This window comes from Spirosoma daeguense (assembly GCF_054776875.1).
Window position 1 is genome coordinate 253315 of the sequence record NZ_BAAHBF010000002.1, and the last position, 20348, is coordinate 273662.

Genomic DNA, 20348 nt, shown 5'->3' on the forward strand with positions numbered 1-20348 from the left:
GCGAATAATGTAGAATGTGCAATGAGAAATCATCGTTCACTTTTCATTTTACATTATCCATTACTGATCAAGAACCTCGGTAAGTTGAATAGCCGAATGGGTTGAGCAATAGTGGAACGTGGTAATGCTCGCCGGTGGTGACCATAAACGTAATCTCGACAAATGGGTAAAATGTATGGGTGTTTAGTTGGGCAAAATAAGCACCTGTCTCAAACCGGATTTTATACGTACCAGATGACAAAACTGTGTTTTTAGCCAGCAAATCAGAAATTCGACCATCGACGTTCGTAATGCCCCGGCCGATTTCATGCCATTCCCGCTGCTGCTTATATAACACAACACTCACACCTTCAGCGGGTTTGCCAATTGTTGTGTTCAGAATATGGGTTGTAATTGCACTCATGTAGTCAAAAGTTTTTTAAGACGTAGTAATGTGATTTTATTCTGTTCCTGAGCCGCAATCAGGATTTCATCTTCTGGGCGATTGGGTAATCGGGAACGTAGCAGATTGAGCATTTCTTCGGCCGATTTACCGATTGCGCAGACGATGAAAATATAACCAAATTTTTCTTCGTATTTCCGATTGCCCTCGGCTAGTTGTTCCAGTATTTCCTGAGATGCCGATGCTGTGCCAGCCTGTTCGCTGGAAGTCCAGTGGCTCGTGCTGGCAAATTTGGCACGTAACGAATCGATATCGCCAATTTTCGGATGATGAGCAAACGCTTCTTTCCAGTCGCTTTCAGTACAGGAAAACCAAATAACATCTGCCTGATCAAACAACGTATCCTTACTTTCGACCGGGAAAAGTTTATCCATTTCGGCCACCCATGCCGACGCTCCACAACACGTAGCAAGGGCTTCCTTCCGTTGCAACGAAGGCAATTCATTCAGCTCAGGAAGGGTCATACAGTTGTTGGAAAACGATTGACGTTTTTGTAATAAATGTAAACCGCTGGTTCCTTGCCCATAGCCGTAAACCATTGCTGGCAATAAGGAGCCATCCAGATTGAATCGCCTTTTTTGATCGGGTACCATTCCTGATCGAGCATATAAACACCCTGCCCCTGCAAGTATGTCAGACCATGTTCCATAATGTGTGTTTCTACAAAAGGAAGGTGGCCGCCGGGGTCATACGTGAAGATATTAATGGCCATGTCGAACGAGAGCGTATCGGGCAATAACACTTGCAGACGTAGCGCCGGATCGCCCAGATAGGTTGGTGCCGCTACGTTGGCGGCATCTCCGAACATAACGGGCGGTACGTCATAACCGTCCAGTTTTTCATATATTTTCTGGAATGTTAGTAACTGTGTGCCGGATAGTGCGTTTTCAATCGCATAATCGTTTTCGACAGGAATATAGACGTAGTGACCAGCAGTCAATACATTAGTTTCATCACCGACTTTTATGTGGCATTGCCCTTGCACAAGGTATAGAAATAGCTGAGATTGCTGGGTTTTTCCAGTAAGCATACTCTGTTCCTGCAACGTAATGAGTGTTTGGCACAATCGAGCGCCCATCTGCTCATTGATGATCACATTGACCGTACAGTTATCCCAACCGGGTACGCGACTGTTTATGTAGCCATCGGGACTGATAATGGCATGAGTACGTTTAACAACCGAGCGGGTAAGTGCAGAAATTTCCATAAGTAATTAATTTGTTGATTTTCAGATAGTCAGGTTTCGGGCAGTTCAGATCATGTTTTGTTCGATAAGACGGTTCATAAAGTCATCGCCTACCTGCAACGTAGCAGCAATATCGCTTACATCAACCGCTTCTAATGGGTTGTGGCTAATACCTTCGAAGCATCGCACAAAGAGCATGGATACGGGTGCTACAGCCGAAATCGGAACGGCATCATGCCCGGCACCACTCACGAGTTCGATAAGTTCGTAGCCTGATTCCAGAATCGATTGGCTCAGTAACTCACATAGCGACGTATCACAGGCAACGGGGTGCGTTTCCTGAATCAGGTTCCAGTTTGTTTGTACCGAACGCTGAAAGCCGATAGATTCGCAAATATCCTGTAAGGCCTGATAAGCATGGATCAATAGTGCGTTGTCGTTACTACGTACATCCAGACTACAGCTTACGACGCCCGGTATTACGTTGCTGGCAGCATTTACTACGTTCAGTTTGCCCACCGTTGCTACCAGATTAGGCTGACTTGTTGCTAACTGTTCTACAGCCAGAATAAATTCGGAAGCGGCACACAACGCATCCTGACGCATGTTCATTGGAACGGTTCCGGCATGACCCGCAACGCCTTCAAACGTAATTTCGATACGTTTCTGCCCCGCAATTCCTGATACTACGGCAATGGGTACGTTACGTTCATAAAGAACCGGGCCCTGCTCGATGTGGATTTCAAGGTAGCCCAGCCAGTTTTCTTTCGGAATGGCATCAGTAGCCAGATTTGTTGCTACGCAGCCCATCTTTGTCATTACATTGGCTAACACATTTCCCGACGTATCACACCGACTGAGTAAAGTTTGCTCAAATGATCCGGCAATAACTTTACTACCCAGATACGTAGTGTGAAACCGAACACCTTCTTCGTCGCTGAAGGCAATCAGTTCAATATGAAACGGTAACGACTTACCTGATTGAGTGAGTTGCGCAATCAGGTCTAAACCGACAATAATTCCCAGCGGCCCATCGAACTTTCCGGCATTAATGACCGTGTCAATATGCGATGCCAGCACGAACGTTTTGGCTTCCGGAAACGGACAGTTCAATCGTCCGCGAACGTTGCCAATCGAATCGATACGTGTCTGTAAGCCAACTTCCTGCATCCACTGCCGAACCAACTGACTTCCTTGCAGAAAAGCTCTTGAGCCGTATGTGCGGGTGAGGCAGATAGTATCGTCACTTACGGTTGCCAGCTCATCGATTTTACGTAGTACGTTTTCCGCACGTTGTTTGAAATCCGCCATATTAATTTCGTCTGATGAGTTGACCGCTGTTTGGTTTTAGCAATTGTCCATCGGCAAAAACACGTTTTCCGTGCAAATAGGTCTGCTCAACTTTTCCGAATAAGTCGGTATTCAGATACGGCGTCATTTTGTGGCGATGGTATAAATCAGCTTCCTTAACTACGAACGATGAGTCTGGATTCCAGACAATCAAATCGGCATCATAGCCAATGGCGATACGTCCTTTTCGGTGCGATAGGCCGGCAAGATGCGCAGGTTTTTCGCAAAGCCAACGTGCTATATCTACTACGTCACAACCCCGATTTCGGGCTGCCGTCCAGAGAATGGGCAAGGCGAGTTGTAGGGATGCAATACCTCCCCAGGCTGTCATAAAATTGCCGCTTTTGGTTTGTTTCAGATCGGGTGGGGCGGGGGAGTGATCGGTAGCTACAAAATCGATAAGTCCTTCGCGAAGAGCCGTCCACAACTGATCATTATTAGCCTGTTCACGAATGGGAGGTGCGCATTTAAATTGTGTTTGTCCATCCGGAATCTGTTCGGCATTAAAAAAAAGATAATGCTGAGCAGTTTCAACCGTTAGGGGTAATCCTTTTTGTTTTGCTACTGCAATGATTTCCAGTGAATTGGCAGATGACAAGTGGACAATATGCGTCGGGCAACTGAATTCCTCGCACAGCCGAATCATCATAGTAATGGCATTGTCTTCCCAGGCTTTGGGTCGAGAAGTAAGGTAATTCTGGTAGGAGCGAGGGTTGCCAGTTGCCAGGTTTTCGTCGGTCGATAGTTCACAATGCACGAGCAAGGGTAAACCCTGTCGGGCAATAATTGGCATGGCTTTGCGGAGGTCGACTTCGGTAACGTTCGGGAAATCGTTGATTCCTGAATGGGTTAAAAACGCTTTGAAACCTAATATGCCTTTTTCGACCAGTGGCTCAATTTCATTAGTGTTGCCGGGAACGAGACCGCCCCAAAAACCACAATTTGTATGAAGTTTTCCGGCAGTAGCGTCTAGTTTTTCATCAAATGATTTGGCAGACGTAGTGACGGGTGAAGAGTTTAAGGGCATATCGACCAACGTAGTGAGGCCCCCTGCTATGGCGGCCTGGGTTGCCGTATCGAACCCCTCCCAATCGGTTCGGCCCGGTTCGTTGATATGTACATGCGGATCGATGATACCGGGCATCAATACGTTATCCTGAATGTCGATAACTTCAGCCGTATATTGGTTTGGGATTTCTGCCCGTATATCGGTGATCAGCCCGTTGGTAACCAGAACTACGGCCTTCCGAATGCCTTCGGGTGTCAGAATTCTATTTCCTTTGATGGCAAATTCTGGCATAACGTTTCAATTCTGGTTGTTTTGGTATATAGCAATTTCGCGTGGTCACTGCTACGTGTTTTTGACTAAAATAGAAAATTTATGGCTATACTAGCTTTTAATACGACCGAAAACAACCAGATCGACCATGAAAATCACGCTGAAAACGAATGCCTACGGAAAAAATGCAGTGAATCTGTCGAAAGTTATTCGCCATGCTGATTATCATGAGTTCCGACAGATTTCTGTCAACGTAGCACTGGAAGGTGATTTTGAAAAAGCGCATACGCTGGGCGATAATGCAAAAATTCTACCCACCGATACGCAGAAAAATACTGTATATGTGCTTGCTAAAGAGTATTTTATCGGTTCTATCGAAAGCTTTGCCTTAAAATTGGCTAGTCATTTTCTGGAGCATAATCCACAAGTGTCGCTGGTGAAAATCGATATAACCGAACTCCCCTGGACGCGAATGACATTCGACGGCAAACCCCATCACCATGCCTACGTAGGTGGAGGTTCAGGTAAACACACTACGTCGGTCGTACAAACAGCTACGGAGGTACATGTTACGTCTGGGATAAAGGAGTTGATGATTCTGAAAACAACCGATTCTGGATTTGAAGGCTATATAAAAGATCAATACACTACGTTAAAAGAAACGCCCGACCGAATTTTGGCTACCCAATGTGAAGCAGATTGGCAGTATACGGGCCATGATCTTGATTTTGAAAATTTGTACTCGCAGCTATGCGATACGTTGCTGAAAACGTTTGCGAATCACAAAAGCCTCTCGGTTCAGCAGACGTTGCTGGCAATGGGGACGGCGGTGTTAGAGGCTTTCCCATCCGTAAAAGAAATCAATTTTAAATTACCCAATAAACACCATATTCTATTCAATCTGGAACAGTTTGGGATGGATAACAAGAACGAGATTTTTATTGCAACCGACGAACCATACGGCTATATCACAGGCACCGTAACGAGAGAATAAGCGGCTGAACGTAACGTTATTAGGTTTGATAGATTAGAATCGTTATCTGCCCGAACCGATTCAGAACCGTCTGTGTAAAATAAGGTGCTACGTGCGAACCAGTCTCACTATTTTGTGACTATGGTTTCTTAGCTCCTTATTCTTATGTTCAAAGCGAAAAAAACGGCGGTTACTACGTCGAAAAAATCTCCACTGCGGGAGTGGCTCGATTCGTTGCTATTTGCGGTCATTGCTGCTACGTTAATCCGATTTCTGACCTTCGAGGCATTCGCCATTCCAACGCCTTCCATGGAAAATAATCTGATGGTAGGCGATTATCTGTTTGTTAGTAAGCTTCATTATGGCTCTCGTACACCTAAAACACCATTACAGGTTCCGCTTACACACCAGAAAATTTGGGGAACCAATATCCCTTCGTACAGTACAGCCATTCAATTGCCTTCGTTTCGTCTGCCCGGTTTTTCGAAGGTAAAAAATGGTGATGTAGTTGTGTTTAATTATCCGCCACCGAAAGTTGGAGAACCTGATTATCCAACCGATTTGCGAACGAATTTTATTAAACGTTGCATTGGTATTCCGGGCGACGTAGTAGCGATTCGTCAGGAGCAGGTATATGTCAACGGGAAAGCAATGGCAACACCGGCTCGCGCTCAGACAACCTATTTTGTGAAAACTGCTGAAGTTCTTGATGAGCGTTTTTTTCGAAAGTATGATATAGTTAATGATTTTGTTTCGGAAGAAGGGCCGTTTATAAACTGGCAGCCGCTCGAATCGTATGACGAGACGACTAAAACCAATACGTTGGTAGGCTATCGGGTAAATACGACCTCGTCGGTTATTGCGAAATTTAAAGAATTCGATTGGGTAAAAGGCATTGAGCCAATGACTGAGCAACCCGGACTAACGGCGCCTGGTATTTACGGGGGTTCTGCCCATACGTGGAATCAGGATAATTTCGGACCAGTTACGATTCCGAAAAAAGATATGATTGTGTCGCTAAATAAGAAGACGATTGCTTTATATGGGCCTGTTATTAGCCGGTACGAGGGAAATGAGAACGTAACGCTTTCTGCCGAAGAGGTTAAAATTAATGGCAAGCCCGTTACGTCCTATACCTTCAAACAGGACTATTATTTTATGATGGGCGATAATCGACACAACTCAGAAGACTCACGGTATTGGGGGTTTGTTCCTGAAGATCATATCGTTGGCAAAGCCGTTTTTGTCTGGATGTCGGTAGATCCCGTTCCTGCTGATATGTGGCACAAAATCCGCTGGAATCGCTTGTTTCGGGTCATCGAATAATGTTTTAGTCTCACAGTGTATCTCCCTGAATGCTCGCTTCTAGAAAGATACACTCTGAGACTAAGACTATAGATATAAAAAAACGACTCTCACTTTCGCAAGAGCCGTTCTTCATACAAACAGGTATCGTATTAACCCAGATACGTCTTCAACGCTTTGGAGCGTGATGTATGACGTAGGCGACGGATGGCTTTTTCTTTGATCTGCCGAACCCGCTCACGGGTTAGATTGAATTTTTCACCAATTTCTTCGAGAGTCATTGCGTGTTCACCATTCAGGCCGAAGTACAACGTAATAACGTCGGCTTCACGCTGCGTTAGGGTCGAAAGAGCGCGTTGCACTTCTTTCCGTAACGAATCGTTGATGAGGCCCGAATCAGGTTTGTCTTCGCCATCGTTTTCGAGCACGTCGAGCAGGCTGTTTTCTTCACCCTGTACAAACGGTGCGTCCATTGATACGTGGCGACCTGAAATCTTCAACGTATCTACAACCTCGGCTGCTGAAATTTCCAGCACGGCTGCCAGTTCTTCTGGGGAAGGTTCCCGCTCAAACTTTTGCTCAAGGTCGGAAAACGTTTTCGAAATCTTGTTGAGCGAACCAACCCGGTTCAACGGCAGGCGGACAATCCGGGATTGTTCGGCCAATGCCTGAAGAATCGACTGACGAATCCACCAAACGGCATACGAGATAAACTTAAATCCACGGGTTTCGTCGAAACGTTGAGCTGCTTTAATCAGACCCAGGTTTCCTTCGTTAATTAAGTCGCCCAGCGAGAGACCCTGATTTTGATATTGTTTGGCTACCGACACCACGAATCGAAGGTTAGCCTTTGTTAACCGCTCCAGTGATAATTGATCCCCTTCGCGGATTTTTTGGGCCAGCGTTACTTCTTCGTCAGGAGTAAGCAAGTCCACTTTACCAATCTCCTGCAAGTACTTGTCTAACGACTGACTTTCACGGTTGGTAATCTGTTTTGAAATTTTTAGCTGTCTCATAATACGTTTCTCCCGGTGGTGCGACTATTTAACGCAAGTTTTAGACGTTCCATTACGCAAAAAAGTAACAAATTCCTAAGCATTTTTGTTCTCCGGCTTCGGTAACAAAACTTTACGGGATAGGCGATACTTTCCGGTCTTTTTATCAACATCAACCAGTTTTACTGATACTTCTTCGCCTACCTGTAAGACGCCATCCATGCTTTCTAGGCGTTCCCACTTAATCTCGGAAATATGCAATAAGCCATCTTTGCCTGGCATGAACTCAACAAAGGCTCCGAAAGGCTGAATCGTCTTAACTTTTCCGACATAGGTTTCGCCAACTTCAGGAACGGCCACGATGCCTTTCACACGTGAAACGGCTTTATCCATACTCTGTTTGTTGGTCGCAAAGATGCTGACCCAACCTGCGTTGTCGCGTTCGTCGATGTTGACTACAGCACCCGAATCTTTCTGGATGTCCTGCACAACTTTACCGCCGGGCCCGATAACGGCACCAATCTGATTCGTTTCGATTTTGATAACGATGGCGCGGGGAGCATGTGGTTTCAGATCTGGACGAACGTCGGCAATACCTTTCTTCATCTCACCCAGAATATGCAACCGACCAACACGGGCCTGTTCCAGAGCCTGAGCCAGCACTTCATACGACAGGCCATCTACTTTGAGGTCCATCTGACAGGCAACAATACCTTTTTCGGTACCTGTCACTTTGAAATCCATATCGCCCAGGTGATCTTCATCGCCGAGGATATCTGACAGAACAGCGTATTTCTCGCCATCGGAGATAAGTCCCATAGCAATACCGGCTACAGGAGCTTTGATTTTAATGCCGGCATCCATCAGCGCCATCGTACCGGCACAAACTGTAGCCATCGACGATGAACCATTTGATTCCAGAATATCTGATACCACCCGAATTGTGTATGGATTATCAGCCTCAGGAGGCAACACTTTTTTCAGCGAACGGTGAGCCAAGTTACCATGCCCGATTTCGCGACGACCTGCACCCCGGTTAGGTTTCACTTCTCCCGTTGAAAAACCAGGGAAATTATAATGCAACAGGAACTTGCTGTACCCCTGAAACATCGCCTGATCGACAATTTGTTCGTCTACTTTAGTGCCAAGCGTTACTGTTGTCAATGACTGCGTTTCGCCACGAGTAAATAACGATGAACCATGTGGGCCAGGTAGAAGTCCTGCTTCTGTCGAAATAGGACGTATTTCATCTAACTGACGACCATCTAAACGGATACGTTCATCCAACACTAACCGACGGGCTGCTTCCCATTCCAGATCGTGCAGGTATGTTTTAATTAAAGATGTATTAACTTCAGCACCTTCAGGGAACGTAGCGAGGTATTCTTCACGAACGTCTTTGAAGCCTTGTGCACGAGCCTTTTTGCTTGGATTTTGTCCTTGTGCAACGGCGTATATTTTGTTGTAAGCATAAGCCCGTACCGCTTCGCGAAGTGCTTCGTCGTGCGTTTCGTGGCTGTATTGGCGTTTTTCAGTTTTGCCAACTTTGGCTTCCAGTTCTTTTTGAGCCTGACACTGCACTTTAATAGCTTCGTGAGCTGCTTTGAGTGCTTCTACAACTTCAGCTTCAGAACATTCATCCATTTCACCTTCAACCATGCAAATATCTTTTTCGGTTGCTGCAACGATCAAATCAATTGTAGCGCGCTCAAGATCAGTGGTTTTTGGGTTTATCAGATACTGTCCGTCAATTTTGGCAACACGTACTTCCGAAATTGGGCCGTTGAACGGAATGTCAGATACTGCCAGCGCCGATGATGCCGCCAGCGCTGCCAGCGCATCGGGCTGAACTTCTGGATCGGCCGAAATTAACGTAATGATTACCTGCGTATCAGCATGATAATCATCGGGAAAAATAGGACGTAGCGCCCGGTCAACCAGACGGCTAATTAAGATTTCATGATCGCCAAGCCGGCCTTCGCGCCGTTGGAAGCTGCCTGGAATACGGCCAGCCGATGCGAATTTTTCTTGATAATCGACAGAGAGAGGGAGGAAATCAACGCCTTCTTTCGCGTCTTTGCTCGATACTACAGTGGCCAACAGCATGGTGTCGCCCAAGCGTACAACTACCGCTCCATCGGCTTGCCGGGCCATTTTCCCAGTTTCGATGGTAATTTCCCGCCCATCGGGCAACGCAACAGTTTGCGTGGTGATTTGAAACATACAGCAGATTTTGAAAACGTCTTCGTTCAGCTTTAAACCGCGTGGGTATCGTTCAACCTTGAATGAACCCGGTACTATTATTATTTTAAACCGAGCTTTTGGTTCTGACGTTCAACATAACAGATGTTGCTGTCAATACATGAACGATAGAAATCAAAAACGAATAGGTATTTACCTACAAATAACAAAAATGAGGGAATCTACTATGAGCAGATTCCCTTTTTGCAATGAAGCCCGATTACTTCCGTAATCCGAGTGCGGCCAGAATAGCCCGATACCGCGTAATGTCTTTTTTCTGGAGGTAATTCAGCAGACGCCGACGCTTACCTACTAATTTTAAAAGACCTAATTGAGTGCCATAATCGTGCTTGTGAACTTTCAGGTGACCGGTTAAGTGACTAATCCGGTAGGTAAACAGCGCGATCTGGGATTCGGCCGACCCGGTGTCAGTTGCATTTTTAGCGTGACCCGAGGTAGAGAAAATCTCTTGCTTTTTTTCGGACGTTAGATACATCTTCAGACAGCTTTTTTGTTGAAAAAAAAGAATTTGGGTGCAAAGGTAGCAAAAAACACTAGAAAAATATTCGCTATATCAATAAACTTACCTTCCTGTAATAATTTCCAAGATTATTGATGCATGACGAGTGAGGGCTTGCGGTAATTAGCCCATTTCCGTTTGATACGTTCCCAGGCGATCACATAAACATCCTTATCGAACAAACGCGAATCGTGACGGGCGCGTTGCATCAGAAATAAGCCAATTGGGAACAAAACGATGTTAGCCATCCATGCACCCAGCGGTACCCACAGAAGCCCATCCTTGGCATATTTATCGCCCATGAGTGTCAATACGTAGAGAAAAATAAAGAATACGATAGACACGAGCACAGGTAAACCAAAGCCCCCCTTCTTAATGATTGCGCCCATGGATGCTCCAATGAGAAACATCACAAAAATGGAGATGGATTGGGTAAATTTATGATGGCTCTCTAACTGATAGCGCCAGACACTTTTCTCTTTTTCGGTTAAATATGTAACGTTCGACGTAGCGTACGATAATATGTTTTGGGCTTGACTCAAAGCCGCCTGCGCTAATTCTGGCGCGGATACGGTACGTTTTTTGAGAACAGAATCAACCCATTTGCCTGCCGTTATTTTTTTCTGTTGAGCAGCTATATCTGCTTTAAACTGGTAATTATAATACTGCCGGGATGTACTCGCTACGTTCTGACTGGTTTTTGCGTATTCTTTTCGGAGCGAATCGGTCAGTGTTGACAGCTCCTTGAGGTTTTTCATGTATTCGTGGTACTCGAACTGATTTTCGTCGGTCCGTTTAATACCAAACGACTCCATACTGATCACCAGCCTGTAATCTTTGAAGGCGTTTCGAACAAACTGAGCCCCATTAGCAGAACCGTTATTGGCGTAGTTTACTGTGCTGTTGTCGGAGTATTCCTGATAATCATTGCCATTGAAAAGCTGAAAAACGAGATAAGTACGGTCTTTATCCATATACATACGCCCCGAATCAGCCAGAATAATTTCCCGATTTCCCGACGTAACGCCACTCGTCGGATGCTTATAAATGACCAATCCTTTCAGCAGTTCACCTTTGGCACTTTCGGTTGGGGGCTTTACTTTTTGGTCGACTTTTATGCTGTATCCGGGAAGGTCATTATAGAAAATACCTTCCTTTAAATTGAGCGTTGCTTTCGCTGTTTTTATATCATAAAGGAGGCTGTATCCCTTAAGATTTGCCCAGGGCGACACCGAATTGTTGAACCAGAACGAAAAAATACTGATGCCAACCGCAACAACCAGCAGTGGACGCATGGCTCGTGTTAACGAAATTCCTGCACTTTTCATAGCCGTGAGTTCGAAAAACTCGCCCAGATTGCCAAATGTCATTAACGACGAAAGCAATACGGCCAACGGCAAAGCCGTGGGTATAGTCAGGAGGGCAAAATAAAAGAGAAGACGAACGAACGTAGCAAAATCAAGATCTTTTGAAACAAAGTCGTCTATATAAAACATAAGGAGCCGCATCAGAAAAATAAAAATGACGACGGCTAATGTTAAAAAAAACGGCCCCCAAAACGAGCCGAGTATTAGTTTGTCTATTTTCTTCATTATAATAATGTATAATGCACAACGACAAATGGATAAGGCGTACTAGTAAGACACCAATCACATCCTACATTGTTCATTTTCCATTATTGATTAACCTTTTTTAACTACCTACAATTTCCTTTAATTTATCCATCAGGCCATCCCAAAGATCTTTAAGTTCTTCTTCGTCAGTAGTAGATGAGTAATCGGTAATACGTAGAAAAGTTGATTGAGTCAGTTCGCTCTGATCAATTCGGAAATCAATATAATTATTGTCGGCCCCATTCTCCGCCGTATCTAAAAATTCAAACCGAACTCCTTTGTTTTGACGTAAGGAAACCTGTTTGGCAAAATGGCTTTCGTTATCCCACTGGAAGTCGAATCGCTGTTCAGGCATTACGTTAACCTTACTGGCAAACCATTGCGATAGGCCAGAAGCCGTGCTAATGTACGGGAACAGCATCTTGGGGGAGGCCCGAAGCTCGTATTCGGTAATGAATTTATATTTCTCCATAAACGTCCTTGTTGAAAAGGGGGCTAAAAACAAAGGTAAACGATTTTTTTTGCGAAAGTCAACGCTGTTTTTTGCTTCCCGACGATTTTTTCTTACTTTTGTGCATCAATTCGGCGGGGTAGCTCAGATGGTTAGAGCGTAGGATTCATAACCCTAAGGTCGGCAGTTCGATCCTGCTCCCCGCTACCAAATTTCTTTTATGATACTGACGAACCCGCTAACTCTAAACAGCGGGTTTTTGCCTTTTGTAGCCAAGTGGTTGATTATTAGCTCCCACAAGTTGCCAAATTGCACTCTACTCAAAATGGATTTATTGATCCGTTAATCGGCTATAGCTGTTTTAACTTTCTTATAAAAAGTGGCAACTTTCTCTTTCGGATCGCCTTTGCCCAGCGTTTCAATGGGTAGATAGCCACGATAACCCGATTCACGAACAATTTTTACAATTTTGGCCAAATCGGTTGGCACTTCCTTGCCGTCTACAAACAAATTTTCTTTTATCTGCCAGGTGGCTGCATAAGGTGCTACGTTGGCAATCTGTGCATACGGGTCGCCAATCTTGAAACTGCCAATATCAAGGTTGACCGCCAGCCAGTTTGATTGTACACGATGTACAATTTCGAGAACATGTGCGTCAGTCTGAATGAAGTCAGCGTGATTCTGCAAAACGATCAATACGCCTTGTGTTGCAGCAAATTCGGTACATTCCTGAATAGCTTCGACTACCCAATTGGTAACTTCGGCCCGATTATAACCCACGGTTAGCTCTTTGCCCGTACCAGCAAATATTCGAATTACAGGGGCGCCGAGTCGGGCTGCTAGACCTGTCCATTTTTTTACCAACTCAACCTCAGCTTTTCTTCGAAGAGGATCGGGAAGTGTAAAATCGTTACGTACTCCGGTACCGCTAATGTCGATCCCCAGCCGAAATGTTTTCCGTTTTATATCGTAGAGGTAGTTATCTGTCGGTAATGCTGGGTAATTGGGAAAATAATAACCAGTTGGGTCAACTGCATCGAAACCAAGCTCAGCACAGAACGTAATGACCTGTTCAAGTGTCATTTTCCCACTCATCAACGGTTCGTTGAACGAATACAGATTACAACTCAACCGAACACGACTGGGTAAATCGTTTACCGGAATAAGAGTCGCTGCTAAATCTGATTCGGTCAATGGCCATAAAGCTCCACCAGCTAGTGCCGATTTTAGAAAATTCCTTCGTGTAGGTGAGAGTATATCCATAATACGATTAAGGGTTTTTAGTTGCCGTAGTAAGGATGTGACGTAGTGAAAATACTATTCGCTCTGGATTACAGATTGAACGTAGCCATACGTAGTAAACCCAACGTAACAGGGTCGCTACGTTGGGTTTACTACGTATGGCTACGTCTGAATATCAGAAATTAGTTGCTGCCTTCGCCTGATTTTTTGTCGTCGTTGCTGATTCGTTTTTTCTGACGTTGGGAGCCTGACATTTTGCCAAATTCGTATTTCAAATTCAGACGCCAGCCCCGACGATACATCGCTACATCCTGTGTCTGTACAAAATTAGGGCCGACAAAATCGTTACGCCAGTTGATGGTTTCGTTGAACGGATTGTCGTAACCAAATCCGATGGTGCCTTTTTTCTTGAAGACTTCTTTTTGTAGGACAATATTATAGAAGCCAAAACCACCGTAGGTTCCCTGTAAATTGACGCGGGCCGAATTATAAAAACCAAAGAACTGCGCCTTAATTCCTTTCCCAAAATCAAGAGTCGAGTTGAGGTTGAGCCGATACATCCAGTCTGCATTACGTGTCTTTAACTCAGCACTTTCCAGCACGTTGTAGAATAGATTCAGTGACCCATTTACTGACCATTGTTTGGTAAGTTTGGTATTTGCACTCAGGTTGACACCGTAGGCCGAGTTCTGTGCTACGTTCTGGAAAATCTGTTTCAGTACGCCCTCATTATCCACTGTGCTGATGCTTTCAATCGCGTTGTTAGTTTGGCGTAAAAAGAAAGAAGCGTTCAGACTAGTTTGCTTGATCGAAATACTATAATTGGCTTCGACAGAGTGTGTTAATTCGGGTTGTAAGTATGGATTGCCGCCGTACAGATTTTTTGAATCTGCCTGATTTACATAGGGATTCAGGTAAAAAAATTGAGGCCGCTGAATGCGTTGCGAGTAACTTAACCGGATTTGTTGTTCTTTTTTCAGGCTACGCGACAGGCTTAAATTAGGAATGAAGTTGCCATACGTATTGTTGAAGGGAGCGGTACCGTTTAAGAAATTTGCCTGAATGAATGTGTGCTCATAACGAGCGCCTACATTTATTCCCCATCTGTTTTTGGGTGTACGGCTATACACTACGTAGGCCGAAGCTACCTGCTGGGCATAATCGAACACGTTGGCCAGAGCAGGCTGGTCGGTAAAGTTAGTTGAACCATCAACGGCATTGGCAATACGATAATCGCTGAGAATTTGCCGGAAGATCGTTTTCGTTCCCATCTCAAGCGTACTTACACTATCCAGCGGATTAGTAAAATCAAGTTGTATCGTTCCCTCTTTGTTGTTGCTAATATTATAACTCTTCTCGCGGTAGTACGTCGTATTTTCACGATTCAGCAGATTCGACCAGTAGTCGCTGTCTTCGCCTTCGAATGAATACAACATCAGAAACGTGAGTTCCTTTTTCGGTTTTTTAAACAGGCGGGTGTAATCCAGATTTATGGTGGCTCCGGCCCAATCGTAGGTCCGGCTCATGTCACGACGGAAATACTGATTTATAACCCCTCTACTGCTTTCCTGAAAATTGATATCGAAGCCATTCGTGTTAGCACCGTTGTAGTAATTAAGGCCAGTGCCAAGTCGGTTCAATGAATCGATATCCCAATCGACATTAAGCGTACCGTAGAAATTCTTGCCATTGCCTGTTGTCCACTGAGTCTGATCCTGATTTGTCACGACACCTTCGTTGGTAAACGAGCGGAGCATTTGCATATACCGTCTGTTTTTCCAATCGCTATAGCCGCCGTTGGCCGAAATGCCGATACTTTTCATACGGTGGTTTATACTAGCGTTTTGCCAATTATTCCACTGGCCAAAATTGGGACTGATAGAGCCGCTGGTGCCCTGTAACGAATTTTTCTTGGTAATGATGTTGATAATTCCGGCAGTGCCTTCGGCATCGTATTTGGCTGATGGCGACGTAATGACCTCAACTTGCTTGATAATGTCGGCTGGAATTTGCTTGAGTGCGTCGGAGATGCTACGAGCAACAATGCTAGACGGTTTATTATTGATCAGGACTTTTATATTGCCGCTACCACGTAGCGATACGTTGCCTTCAATATCGACCGCTATCGATGGAATTTTTTTCAATACGTCAGTTGCGTCACCCCCTCGAATGCTAATATCTTTCTCGGCATTATAGACCATCCGGTCCGATTTCTCCTCGAACAGGGCTTTCTGTTCCGTCACAGTTACTTCGGCCAGTTTCTGAACAGTTTGAGCGAGTTTGATGATACCTAATTCATGCTCTTCACCAGTTTTCACTCTAACTTTTTCAATTGTTTTAGTCGTGTAACCAACAAACGAAGCCTGAACGGTATAGAGTCCGGTTTCGGCTTTGGCGAAGGTAAATTTTCCGGAAGCATCGGCGGTTACGCCTTCAACTATTTTGCCATCTTTCAGGAGGGCAACCGTTGCGAATTCAACGGGTTTATTTGCCGTTGAGTCGAGTAACAGACCTGAAATTTTCGTTTGCTGAGCCAATAAAGATCCGATACTCGTTGCAAACGCGAGTAGGGTAAGTAATAACGATTTCATGGGAACGTGTAGTAGGCGGGTGTATTTGTTGTTTTATAAAATTGTATTAGTTCAAGTTCTGGGTAATGACACACACTATTAAAAAACGTTGCATTAACTAACCCATGAATGATTTAGAATGATCTATTTGTAACGTAGTTATCCGGCTGTATTGATGATTATTATACAGGCAAGATTTTGATTAATAGTCTATTGTGAGATTTATTGTATTCTGGAAAATCATAAATTAAAACGACCAACTTAGTATTTACTATGTTGGTCGTTTTAATTTAGTAAATCTTTGTCTGTTACTCAATGTTGGATGTTTCCGGCGATGCTACGTATTGGGCGGAAGGTTTTTTAACGGCAACTAATGTAATAATTGCCGATAAGAGGAGAGAGCCTGCCATAAACAGATAGGAAGCACCAAATCCGCCTGTTGTCCCGTTTAAGTAGCCTACCAGATAAGAACCAACAAAAGACCCCAGTGCCCCAAAACTATTGATCAGCGCCATTGCTCCCCCCGCTACGTTCTTAGGTAGAACTTCCGGAATAATTGCAAAAAATGGTCCATAGGGTGCATACATAGCGCCACCAGCTATAATAAGCAGCACAAACGAGAGCCAGAACTGATCGGTTCCGACCGCATATGAGGCATAGAAAGCAATGGACCCGATCATCAGAAATGGCCAGACAAATGCTTTTCGATTGAGGGTTTTATCTGAAAAATAGGAAGCTCCCAGCATACCGATTATAGCCAATACATAAGGAACCGCCGATAGCCAGCCCGTTTTTACAATGTTCATGTTAGGGGCTGCATTCAGAATGGAGGGAAGCCACATCACAAAGCCATAAACTCCGATACTCCAAAGGGCGTATTGTAAACTGAGCAAAATAACTACCCGCGATTTGAAAGCTTCACCATAGTTTTTTACTGGTTTTATACCTTGCTGTTCCTGTTGGAGCTGCTCGGCCAATGCTTGTTTTTCGGCATCGGTCAACCAGTTGGCATCCTGAGGTTTATCATCGACCAGGCGCCACCAGAAGAAAGCCCAGATAACGGCAGGTAACCCTTCAATCACGAACATCCAGCGCCAGCCAACCGATTGAACCAGGTATCCAGATAGCACCGACATCCATAGAATTGTAGCCGGATTTCCAAGAATCAGGAACGTATTGGCCTGCGAACGTTCGGCCTTCGTGAACCATCGGCTTAAAAACAGCAGCATCGACGGCATCACCGCACTTTCTACTACGCCGAGCATAAACCGAATCACAATCAGCACATTTATATTACTGACCATCCCCGTTGCTGTGGCTAAGCCCCCCCATAGAATTAAGGACCAGAAAATGAGTTTTTTGGCGCTACGTTTCTCCGCATACATAGCTCCCGGTACCTGAAAGAAAAAGTAACCCAGAAAGAACAACGAGCCTAGTAACGACGACATGGCAGGTGTTATGTGCAGATCAGCAGCCAGACCACTGGCAGCACCAAATCCGTAATTGGCCCGGTCGAGATAGGCTAAACTGTACGTAATAAACGCGATGGGCAGTAAACGAGACCAACGGGATTTTGCGAGAGGGGTATTCATGCAGATTGTATACTGATTCAAAAAAATGGTACGTACTCAGTTTCTTAATAAGGCATTCATTCCCTTAGCTCTACTGTTTAATGATTCGTTGGAAGCAAATTCAGTGTTTCTTGAATACGTAGTAAATGTTCATCTACGGTTGTATCATCTTATGCTCATGGCGTAGTAATTCCTAAGCTACAGCGTACAGGTGATACGCCTATCATTGAACGTTCTAATAACACTTTGCAGCAACGCTGCAGCTGGTTAGTGCGAAAAACGTTATCCTTCTCGAAAAGTGTAGAGAATTATTACCAAACCACCTTATCTTTCTTACGCCATTACAACTTTGAGATTTTGGCAAAGAATCCATCCTTTCAATTAGATCACTACCCCCTGCGGTAATTTGGCTCCCAACTTTTCGGAGACACTAGCTACTATCAAACAGTCTCTTATAAATAATAATGCCGAATAAGGGATTACTTCAATAACCCCAAATCGGGCTGAGCGTATTTGTAGACTTTAAAATAGAGGGTGGTTTTGGTCTGGTAAACGCCTTCAATACCTGAAATATCGTTGACAAACTGCACCAGATGGCTATTGTTCTGACACATGACGTCAACTTCCAGATCGTAATCGCCCGACGTACTAGCCAAAAAACTGACCTCTGGTAGAACGGCAATTTTCTGTGCTACTGGCTCCTTTAACGTAGCAGGACGCACATAAACCGCGATGTGTGCATACGCACCAAAACCTACTTTGTCAGGATCGACACGGCCTACAATATTGATCACGCCTTCATCAATAAGGCGGTTCAGGCGGGTTCTCGCCGTGCCGACTGATACGTTTAATTGCTCAGCGATTTCGGTGAATGACATGCGCCCGTCTTTTTGCAGACATGACAAAATTGCAAAATCAAGATCGTCGAGCGTACTGTGATTTCTCTCCATATTAACTAACTCAAGTCGTAAAAATATTGCTAAATATTGATTATAGATTAAATATTTTTTAGTTTGCGAATGCTATTTTGCAAAATATGCAGATTTCGCCCAAGGAAATGAAGTATACGCCAATTCGAAATTATATAAACGGTGAATTTGTAACGCCCTTAACCGATAGAATGCTGGATGTTGTTTCACCGGTAGACGGTACGTTACTATCGACGGTTCCATTGTCAATCAGCCAGGATTTGGACAGCGCTGTTCAGGCGGCTAAAGCGGCATTTCCGATCTGGAGCCGTATGCCAATTAAAGAAAGAGTGCAGGTCTTTTTTCGCTATAAAGCATTACTGGAGAAAAACCTGAAAGAACTGGCACTTCTTATACAGGAAGAAAACGGCAAAACATACGAGGAGGCCGTTGCTGAAATCGAAAAAGGGGCTGAACTAACGGAATTTGCCTGCTCATTGCCTCAACTTATTCCCGGCGAAATTCTGGAAGTGAGTCGGGGTGTCGAATGCCGTACTGAACACGTAGCATTGGGTGTAGTGGCGAGTATTGTGCCGTTTAATTTTCCGAGCATGGTTCCTAACTGGACAATTCCCAACGCCATTGCGCTAGGTAATTGCATGATTATCAAACCGTCGGAAAAGGTACCGCTGAGCGTTGGTCGTCTGGCCGAACTGTTGCAGGAAGCCGGATTGCCCAAAGGCGTTTTCAACGTAGTACATGGAGATCGGGACGTAGTAGAAGCGATCTGTGATCATCCGGGCATCGAAGCAGTGTCATTTGTGGGCTCTACCAAAATTGCGAAACTTGTCTATCAGCGTGCCACGAGCAATCTGAAACGGTGCTTAGCATTGGGTGGCGCCAAAAATCACCTGATTGTATTGCCCGACGCTATTCCGGGTATGACTGCGCAAAATATTACCGCGTCGATGGCTGGTTGTGCAGGTCAACGATGTATGGCGGCTTCAGCTATGGTTGCTGTGGGGCCGGTCGACCATATCATTGAGAAACTTTGCGAGGAAGCACGTAACGTAGTGCCAGGTAAAAATCTCGGTGCCGTTATTAATCGCGAATCCAAAGAACGCATAGAACGCTACATTACTGAGGCTGAAAATCAAGGCGCAAAAGTGCTGGTCGACGGACGTAGCCCGACGGTAGAGGGCAAGGAAAATGGTACGTATGTTGGACCTACGGTGATTGACTACGTAACGCCTGATATGGCTATTGCTAAAGAAGAAATCTTCGGCCCCGTGATCAGTATTATGCGTACCAAAACGGTAGATGAAGCACTGGCAATTGAAAATGCGAATCCGTACGGGAATGCCGCTTCGGTGTTTACGCAAAATGGTGGCATGGCGCGTTACGTGATGGATCGGGCCAGCGCCGGGATGGTTGGCGTAAACGTGGGCGTACCCGTTCCGCGTGAACCATTCTCGTTTGGCGGTTGGAATGAAAGTCGATTCGGTGTCGGTGATATTACCGGAAAAAGCTCCATCGAATTCTGGACAAAACTGAAGAAAAGCACCACCAAGTGGAACCCCGAGGCAGGTATTAACTGGATGAGCTAAATATAATTAGTGTTATAAAGTTGTAGGGTTGTGAGGTTATAAAGTTAGCTGACGCGCTCACGAATCCTGCAACTTTATAACTCTACAACCATATA

18 protein-coding genes and 1 tRNA gene are annotated in these 20348 nt (G+C 44.9%); 5 read left to right on the forward strand and 14 right to left on the reverse strand.

Features of this window, described 5'->3' with window-relative positions; translation table 11 throughout:
• Positions 1-67: 67 nt before the first annotated feature.
• From uraH to allB, 5 genes are read right to left on the reverse strand one after another with little or no spacing between them, the layout of a single operon-like run.
• A complete protein-coding gene (gene uraH / locus ACYVD4_RS05945; protein ID WP_460943404.1) occupies positions 68-403 on the reverse strand; it encodes a hydroxyisourate hydrolase in 336 nt (111 codons plus the stop codon).
• On the reverse strand, positions 400-906 hold the full coding sequence (gene uraD / locus ACYVD4_RS05950) for a 2-oxo-4-hydroxy-4-carboxy-5-ureidoimidazoline decarboxylase (RefSeq protein ID WP_460943406.1): 507 nt from the start codon (positions 904-906) through the stop codon (positions 400-402). Before uraD ends, uraH begins: the two co-directional genes overlap by 4 nt.
• Positions 903-1649: a (S)-ureidoglycine aminohydrolase gene (allE, locus tag ACYVD4_RS05955; RefSeq protein ID WP_460943408.1), complete on the reverse strand. Its 747-nt coding sequence runs from the start codon at positions 1647-1649 to the stop codon at positions 903-905. The genes uraD and allE overlap by 4 nt, the downstream gene beginning before the upstream one ends.
• A 45-nt stretch (positions 1650-1694) precedes the next feature.
• The gene (locus tag ACYVD4_RS05960; protein WP_460943410.1) at positions 1695-2939 is read right to left on the reverse strand and encodes an allantoate amidohydrolase; all 1245 of its coding nucleotides are present in this window, start codon (positions 2937-2939) and stop codon (positions 1695-1697) included.
• Position 2940: 1 nt separating this feature from the next.
• The gene (gene allB, locus ACYVD4_RS05965; RefSeq protein ID WP_460943412.1) at positions 2941-4278 is read right to left on the reverse strand and encodes an allantoinase AllB; all 1338 of its coding nucleotides are present in this window, start codon (positions 4276-4278) and stop codon (positions 2941-2943) included.
• Positions 4279-4405: 127 nt separating this feature from the next.
• On the opposite strand from allB, the gene pucL reads away from it, so the two are divergent.
• Positions 4406-5251 (forward strand): factor-independent urate hydroxylase, encoded by an 846-nt coding sequence (gene pucL, locus ACYVD4_RS05970; RefSeq protein ID WP_460943414.1) that lies wholly within the window; start codon positions 4406-4408, stop codon positions 5249-5251.
• Between the two features lie 144 nt (positions 5252-5395).
• Positions 5396-6556 carry a signal peptidase I gene (lepB, locus tag ACYVD4_RS05975; protein WP_460943416.1) on the forward strand — a complete coding sequence of 387 codons (1161 nt, stop codon included), beginning with the start codon at positions 5396-5398 and terminating at the stop codon, positions 6554-6556.
• A gap of 131 nt (positions 6557-6687) precedes the next feature.
• On the opposite strand, the gene ACYVD4_RS05980 is transcribed toward lepB, so the two are convergent.
• The 5 genes from ACYVD4_RS05980 to ACYVD4_RS06000 form a co-directional block, all read right to left on the reverse strand.
• Positions 6688-7551: a sigma-70 family RNA polymerase sigma factor gene (locus tag ACYVD4_RS05980; RefSeq protein ID WP_009282104.1), complete on the reverse strand. Its 864-nt coding sequence runs from the start codon at positions 7549-7551 to the stop codon at positions 6688-6690.
• Between the two features lie 75 nt (positions 7552-7626).
• Positions 7627-9753, reverse strand: coding sequence for a polyribonucleotide nucleotidyltransferase (gene pnp / locus ACYVD4_RS05985; RefSeq protein WP_460943418.1), 2127 nt, complete (start codon positions 9751-9753; stop codon positions 7627-7629).
• 238 nt (positions 9754-9991) lie between these two features.
• Complete coding sequence (gene rpsO, locus ACYVD4_RS05990; RefSeq protein ID WP_460943420.1) at positions 9992-10267, reverse strand: 30S ribosomal protein S15; 276 nt, start codon at positions 10265-10267, stop codon at positions 9992-9994.
• 113 nt (positions 10268-10380) lie between these two features.
• Positions 10381-11883 (reverse strand): LptF/LptG family permease, encoded by a 1503-nt coding sequence (locus ACYVD4_RS05995; protein WP_460943422.1) that lies wholly within the window; start codon positions 11881-11883, stop codon positions 10381-10383.
• A 100-nt stretch (positions 11884-11983) separates the two neighbouring features.
• Complete coding sequence (locus ACYVD4_RS06000; protein WP_460943424.1) at positions 11984-12376, reverse strand: START-like domain-containing protein; 393 nt, start codon at positions 12374-12376, stop codon at positions 11984-11986.
• A 112-nt stretch (positions 12377-12488) separates the two neighbouring features.
• On the opposite strand from ACYVD4_RS06000, the gene ACYVD4_RS06005 reads away from it, so the two are divergent.
• Positions 12489-12565: transfer RNA gene (locus ACYVD4_RS06005), tRNA-Met, on the forward strand.
• A gap of 132 nt (positions 12566-12697) precedes the next feature.
• Here ACYVD4_RS06005 and ACYVD4_RS06010 read toward each other — a convergent pair.
• The 3 genes from ACYVD4_RS06010 to ACYVD4_RS06020 all read right to left on the reverse strand — a co-directional run bounded on the left by ACYVD4_RS06010 (position 12698) and on the right by ACYVD4_RS06020 (position 17759).
• The gene (locus ACYVD4_RS06010) at positions 12698-13618 is read right to left on the reverse strand and encodes a sugar phosphate isomerase/epimerase family protein (protein WP_460943426.1); all 921 of its coding nucleotides are present in this window, start codon (positions 13616-13618) and stop codon (positions 12698-12700) included.
• Positions 13619-13779: 161 nt separating this feature from the next.
• Positions 13780-16188, reverse strand: a complete 2409-nt coding sequence (locus tag ACYVD4_RS06015; protein WP_460943428.1) for a TonB-dependent receptor — start codon at positions 16186-16188, stop codon at positions 13780-13782.
• A 287-nt stretch (positions 16189-16475) separates the two neighbouring features.
• The gene (locus ACYVD4_RS06020; RefSeq protein ID WP_460943430.1) at positions 16476-17759 is read right to left on the reverse strand and encodes an MFS transporter; all 1284 of its coding nucleotides are present in this window, start codon (positions 17757-17759) and stop codon (positions 16476-16478) included.
• Positions 17760-17963: 204 nt separating this feature from the next.
• Here ACYVD4_RS06020 and ACYVD4_RS06025 point away from each other — a divergent pair, with 204 nt between their 5' ends.
• Positions 17964-18143 carry an IS1 family transposase gene (locus ACYVD4_RS06025; RefSeq protein ID WP_460944757.1) on the forward strand — a complete coding sequence of 60 codons (180 nt, stop codon included), beginning with the start codon at positions 17964-17966 and terminating at the stop codon, positions 18141-18143.
• A 74-nt stretch (positions 18144-18217) separates the two neighbouring features.
• Here the strand turns inward: ACYVD4_RS06025 and ACYVD4_RS06030 are convergent, their stop codons facing one another.
• Positions 18218-18688 carry an Lrp/AsnC family transcriptional regulator gene (locus ACYVD4_RS06030; RefSeq protein ID WP_460943432.1) on the reverse strand — a complete coding sequence of 157 codons (471 nt, stop codon included), beginning with the start codon at positions 18686-18688 and terminating at the stop codon, positions 18218-18220.
• A gap of 86 nt (positions 18689-18774) precedes the next feature.
• On the opposite strand from ACYVD4_RS06030, the gene ACYVD4_RS06035 reads away from it, so the two are divergent.
• The gene (locus ACYVD4_RS06035; RefSeq protein ID WP_460943434.1) at positions 18775-20253 is read left to right on the forward strand and encodes a CoA-acylating methylmalonate-semialdehyde dehydrogenase; all 1479 of its coding nucleotides are present in this window, start codon (positions 18775-18777) and stop codon (positions 20251-20253) included.
• Positions 20254-20348: the final 95 nt, after the last annotated feature.

Coding starts and splice junctions, on each gene's coding strand:
- ACYVD4_RS06035 (WP_460943434.1), top strand. CDS start 18,775: ATGCAGATTTCGCCCAAGGAAATGAAGTATACGCCAATTCGAAATTAT.
- pucL (WP_460943414.1), top strand. CDS start 4,406: ATGAAAATCACGCTGAAAACGAATGCCTACGGAAAAAATGCAGTGAAT.
- ACYVD4_RS05995 (WP_460943422.1), bottom strand. CDS start 11,883: ATGAAGAAAATAGACAAACTAATACTCGGCTCGTTTTGGGGGCCGTTT.
- allB (WP_460943412.1), bottom strand. CDS start 4,278: ATGCCAGAATTTGCCATCAAAGGAAATAGAATTCTGACACCCGAAGGC.
- rpsO (WP_460943420.1), bottom strand. CDS start 10,267: ATGTATCTAACGTCCGAAAAAAAGCAAGAGATTTTCTCTACCTCGGGT.
- allE (WP_460943408.1), bottom strand. CDS start 1,649: ATGGAAATTTCTGCACTTACCCGCTCGGTTGTTAAACGTACTCATGCC.
- ACYVD4_RS05980 (WP_009282104.1), bottom strand. CDS start 7,551: ATGAGACAGCTAAAAATTTCAAAACAGATTACCAACCGTGAAAGTCAG.
- ACYVD4_RS06030 (WP_460943432.1), bottom strand. CDS start 18,688: ATGGAGAGAAATCACAGTACGCTCGACGATCTTGATTTTGCAATTTTG.
- ACYVD4_RS06015 (WP_460943428.1), bottom strand. CDS start 16,188: ATGAAATCGTTATTACTTACCCTACTCGCGTTTGCAACGAGTATCGGA.
- lepB (WP_460943416.1), top strand. CDS start 5,396: ATGTTCAAAGCGAAAAAAACGGCGGTTACTACGTCGAAAAAATCTCCA.
- pnp (WP_460943418.1), bottom strand. CDS start 9,753: ATGTTTCAAATCACCACGCAAACTGTTGCGTTGCCCGATGGGCGGGAA.
- ACYVD4_RS06020 (WP_460943430.1), bottom strand. CDS start 17,759: ATGAATACCCCTCTCGCAAAATCCCGTTGGTCTCGTTTACTGCCCATC.
- ACYVD4_RS05960 (WP_460943410.1), bottom strand. CDS start 2,939: ATGGCGGATTTCAAACAACGTGCGGAAAACGTACTACGTAAAATCGAT.
- ACYVD4_RS06000 (WP_460943424.1), bottom strand. CDS start 12,376: ATGGAGAAATATAAATTCATTACCGAATACGAGCTTCGGGCCTCCCCC.
- uraH (WP_460943404.1), bottom strand. CDS start 403: ATGAGTGCAATTACAACCCATATTCTGAACACAACAATTGGCAAACCC.
- ACYVD4_RS06010 (WP_460943426.1), bottom strand. CDS start 13,618: ATGGATATACTCTCACCTACACGAAGGAATTTTCTAAAATCGGCACTA.
- uraD (WP_460943406.1), bottom strand. CDS start 906: ATGACCCTTCCTGAGCTGAATGAATTGCCTTCGTTGCAACGGAAGGAA.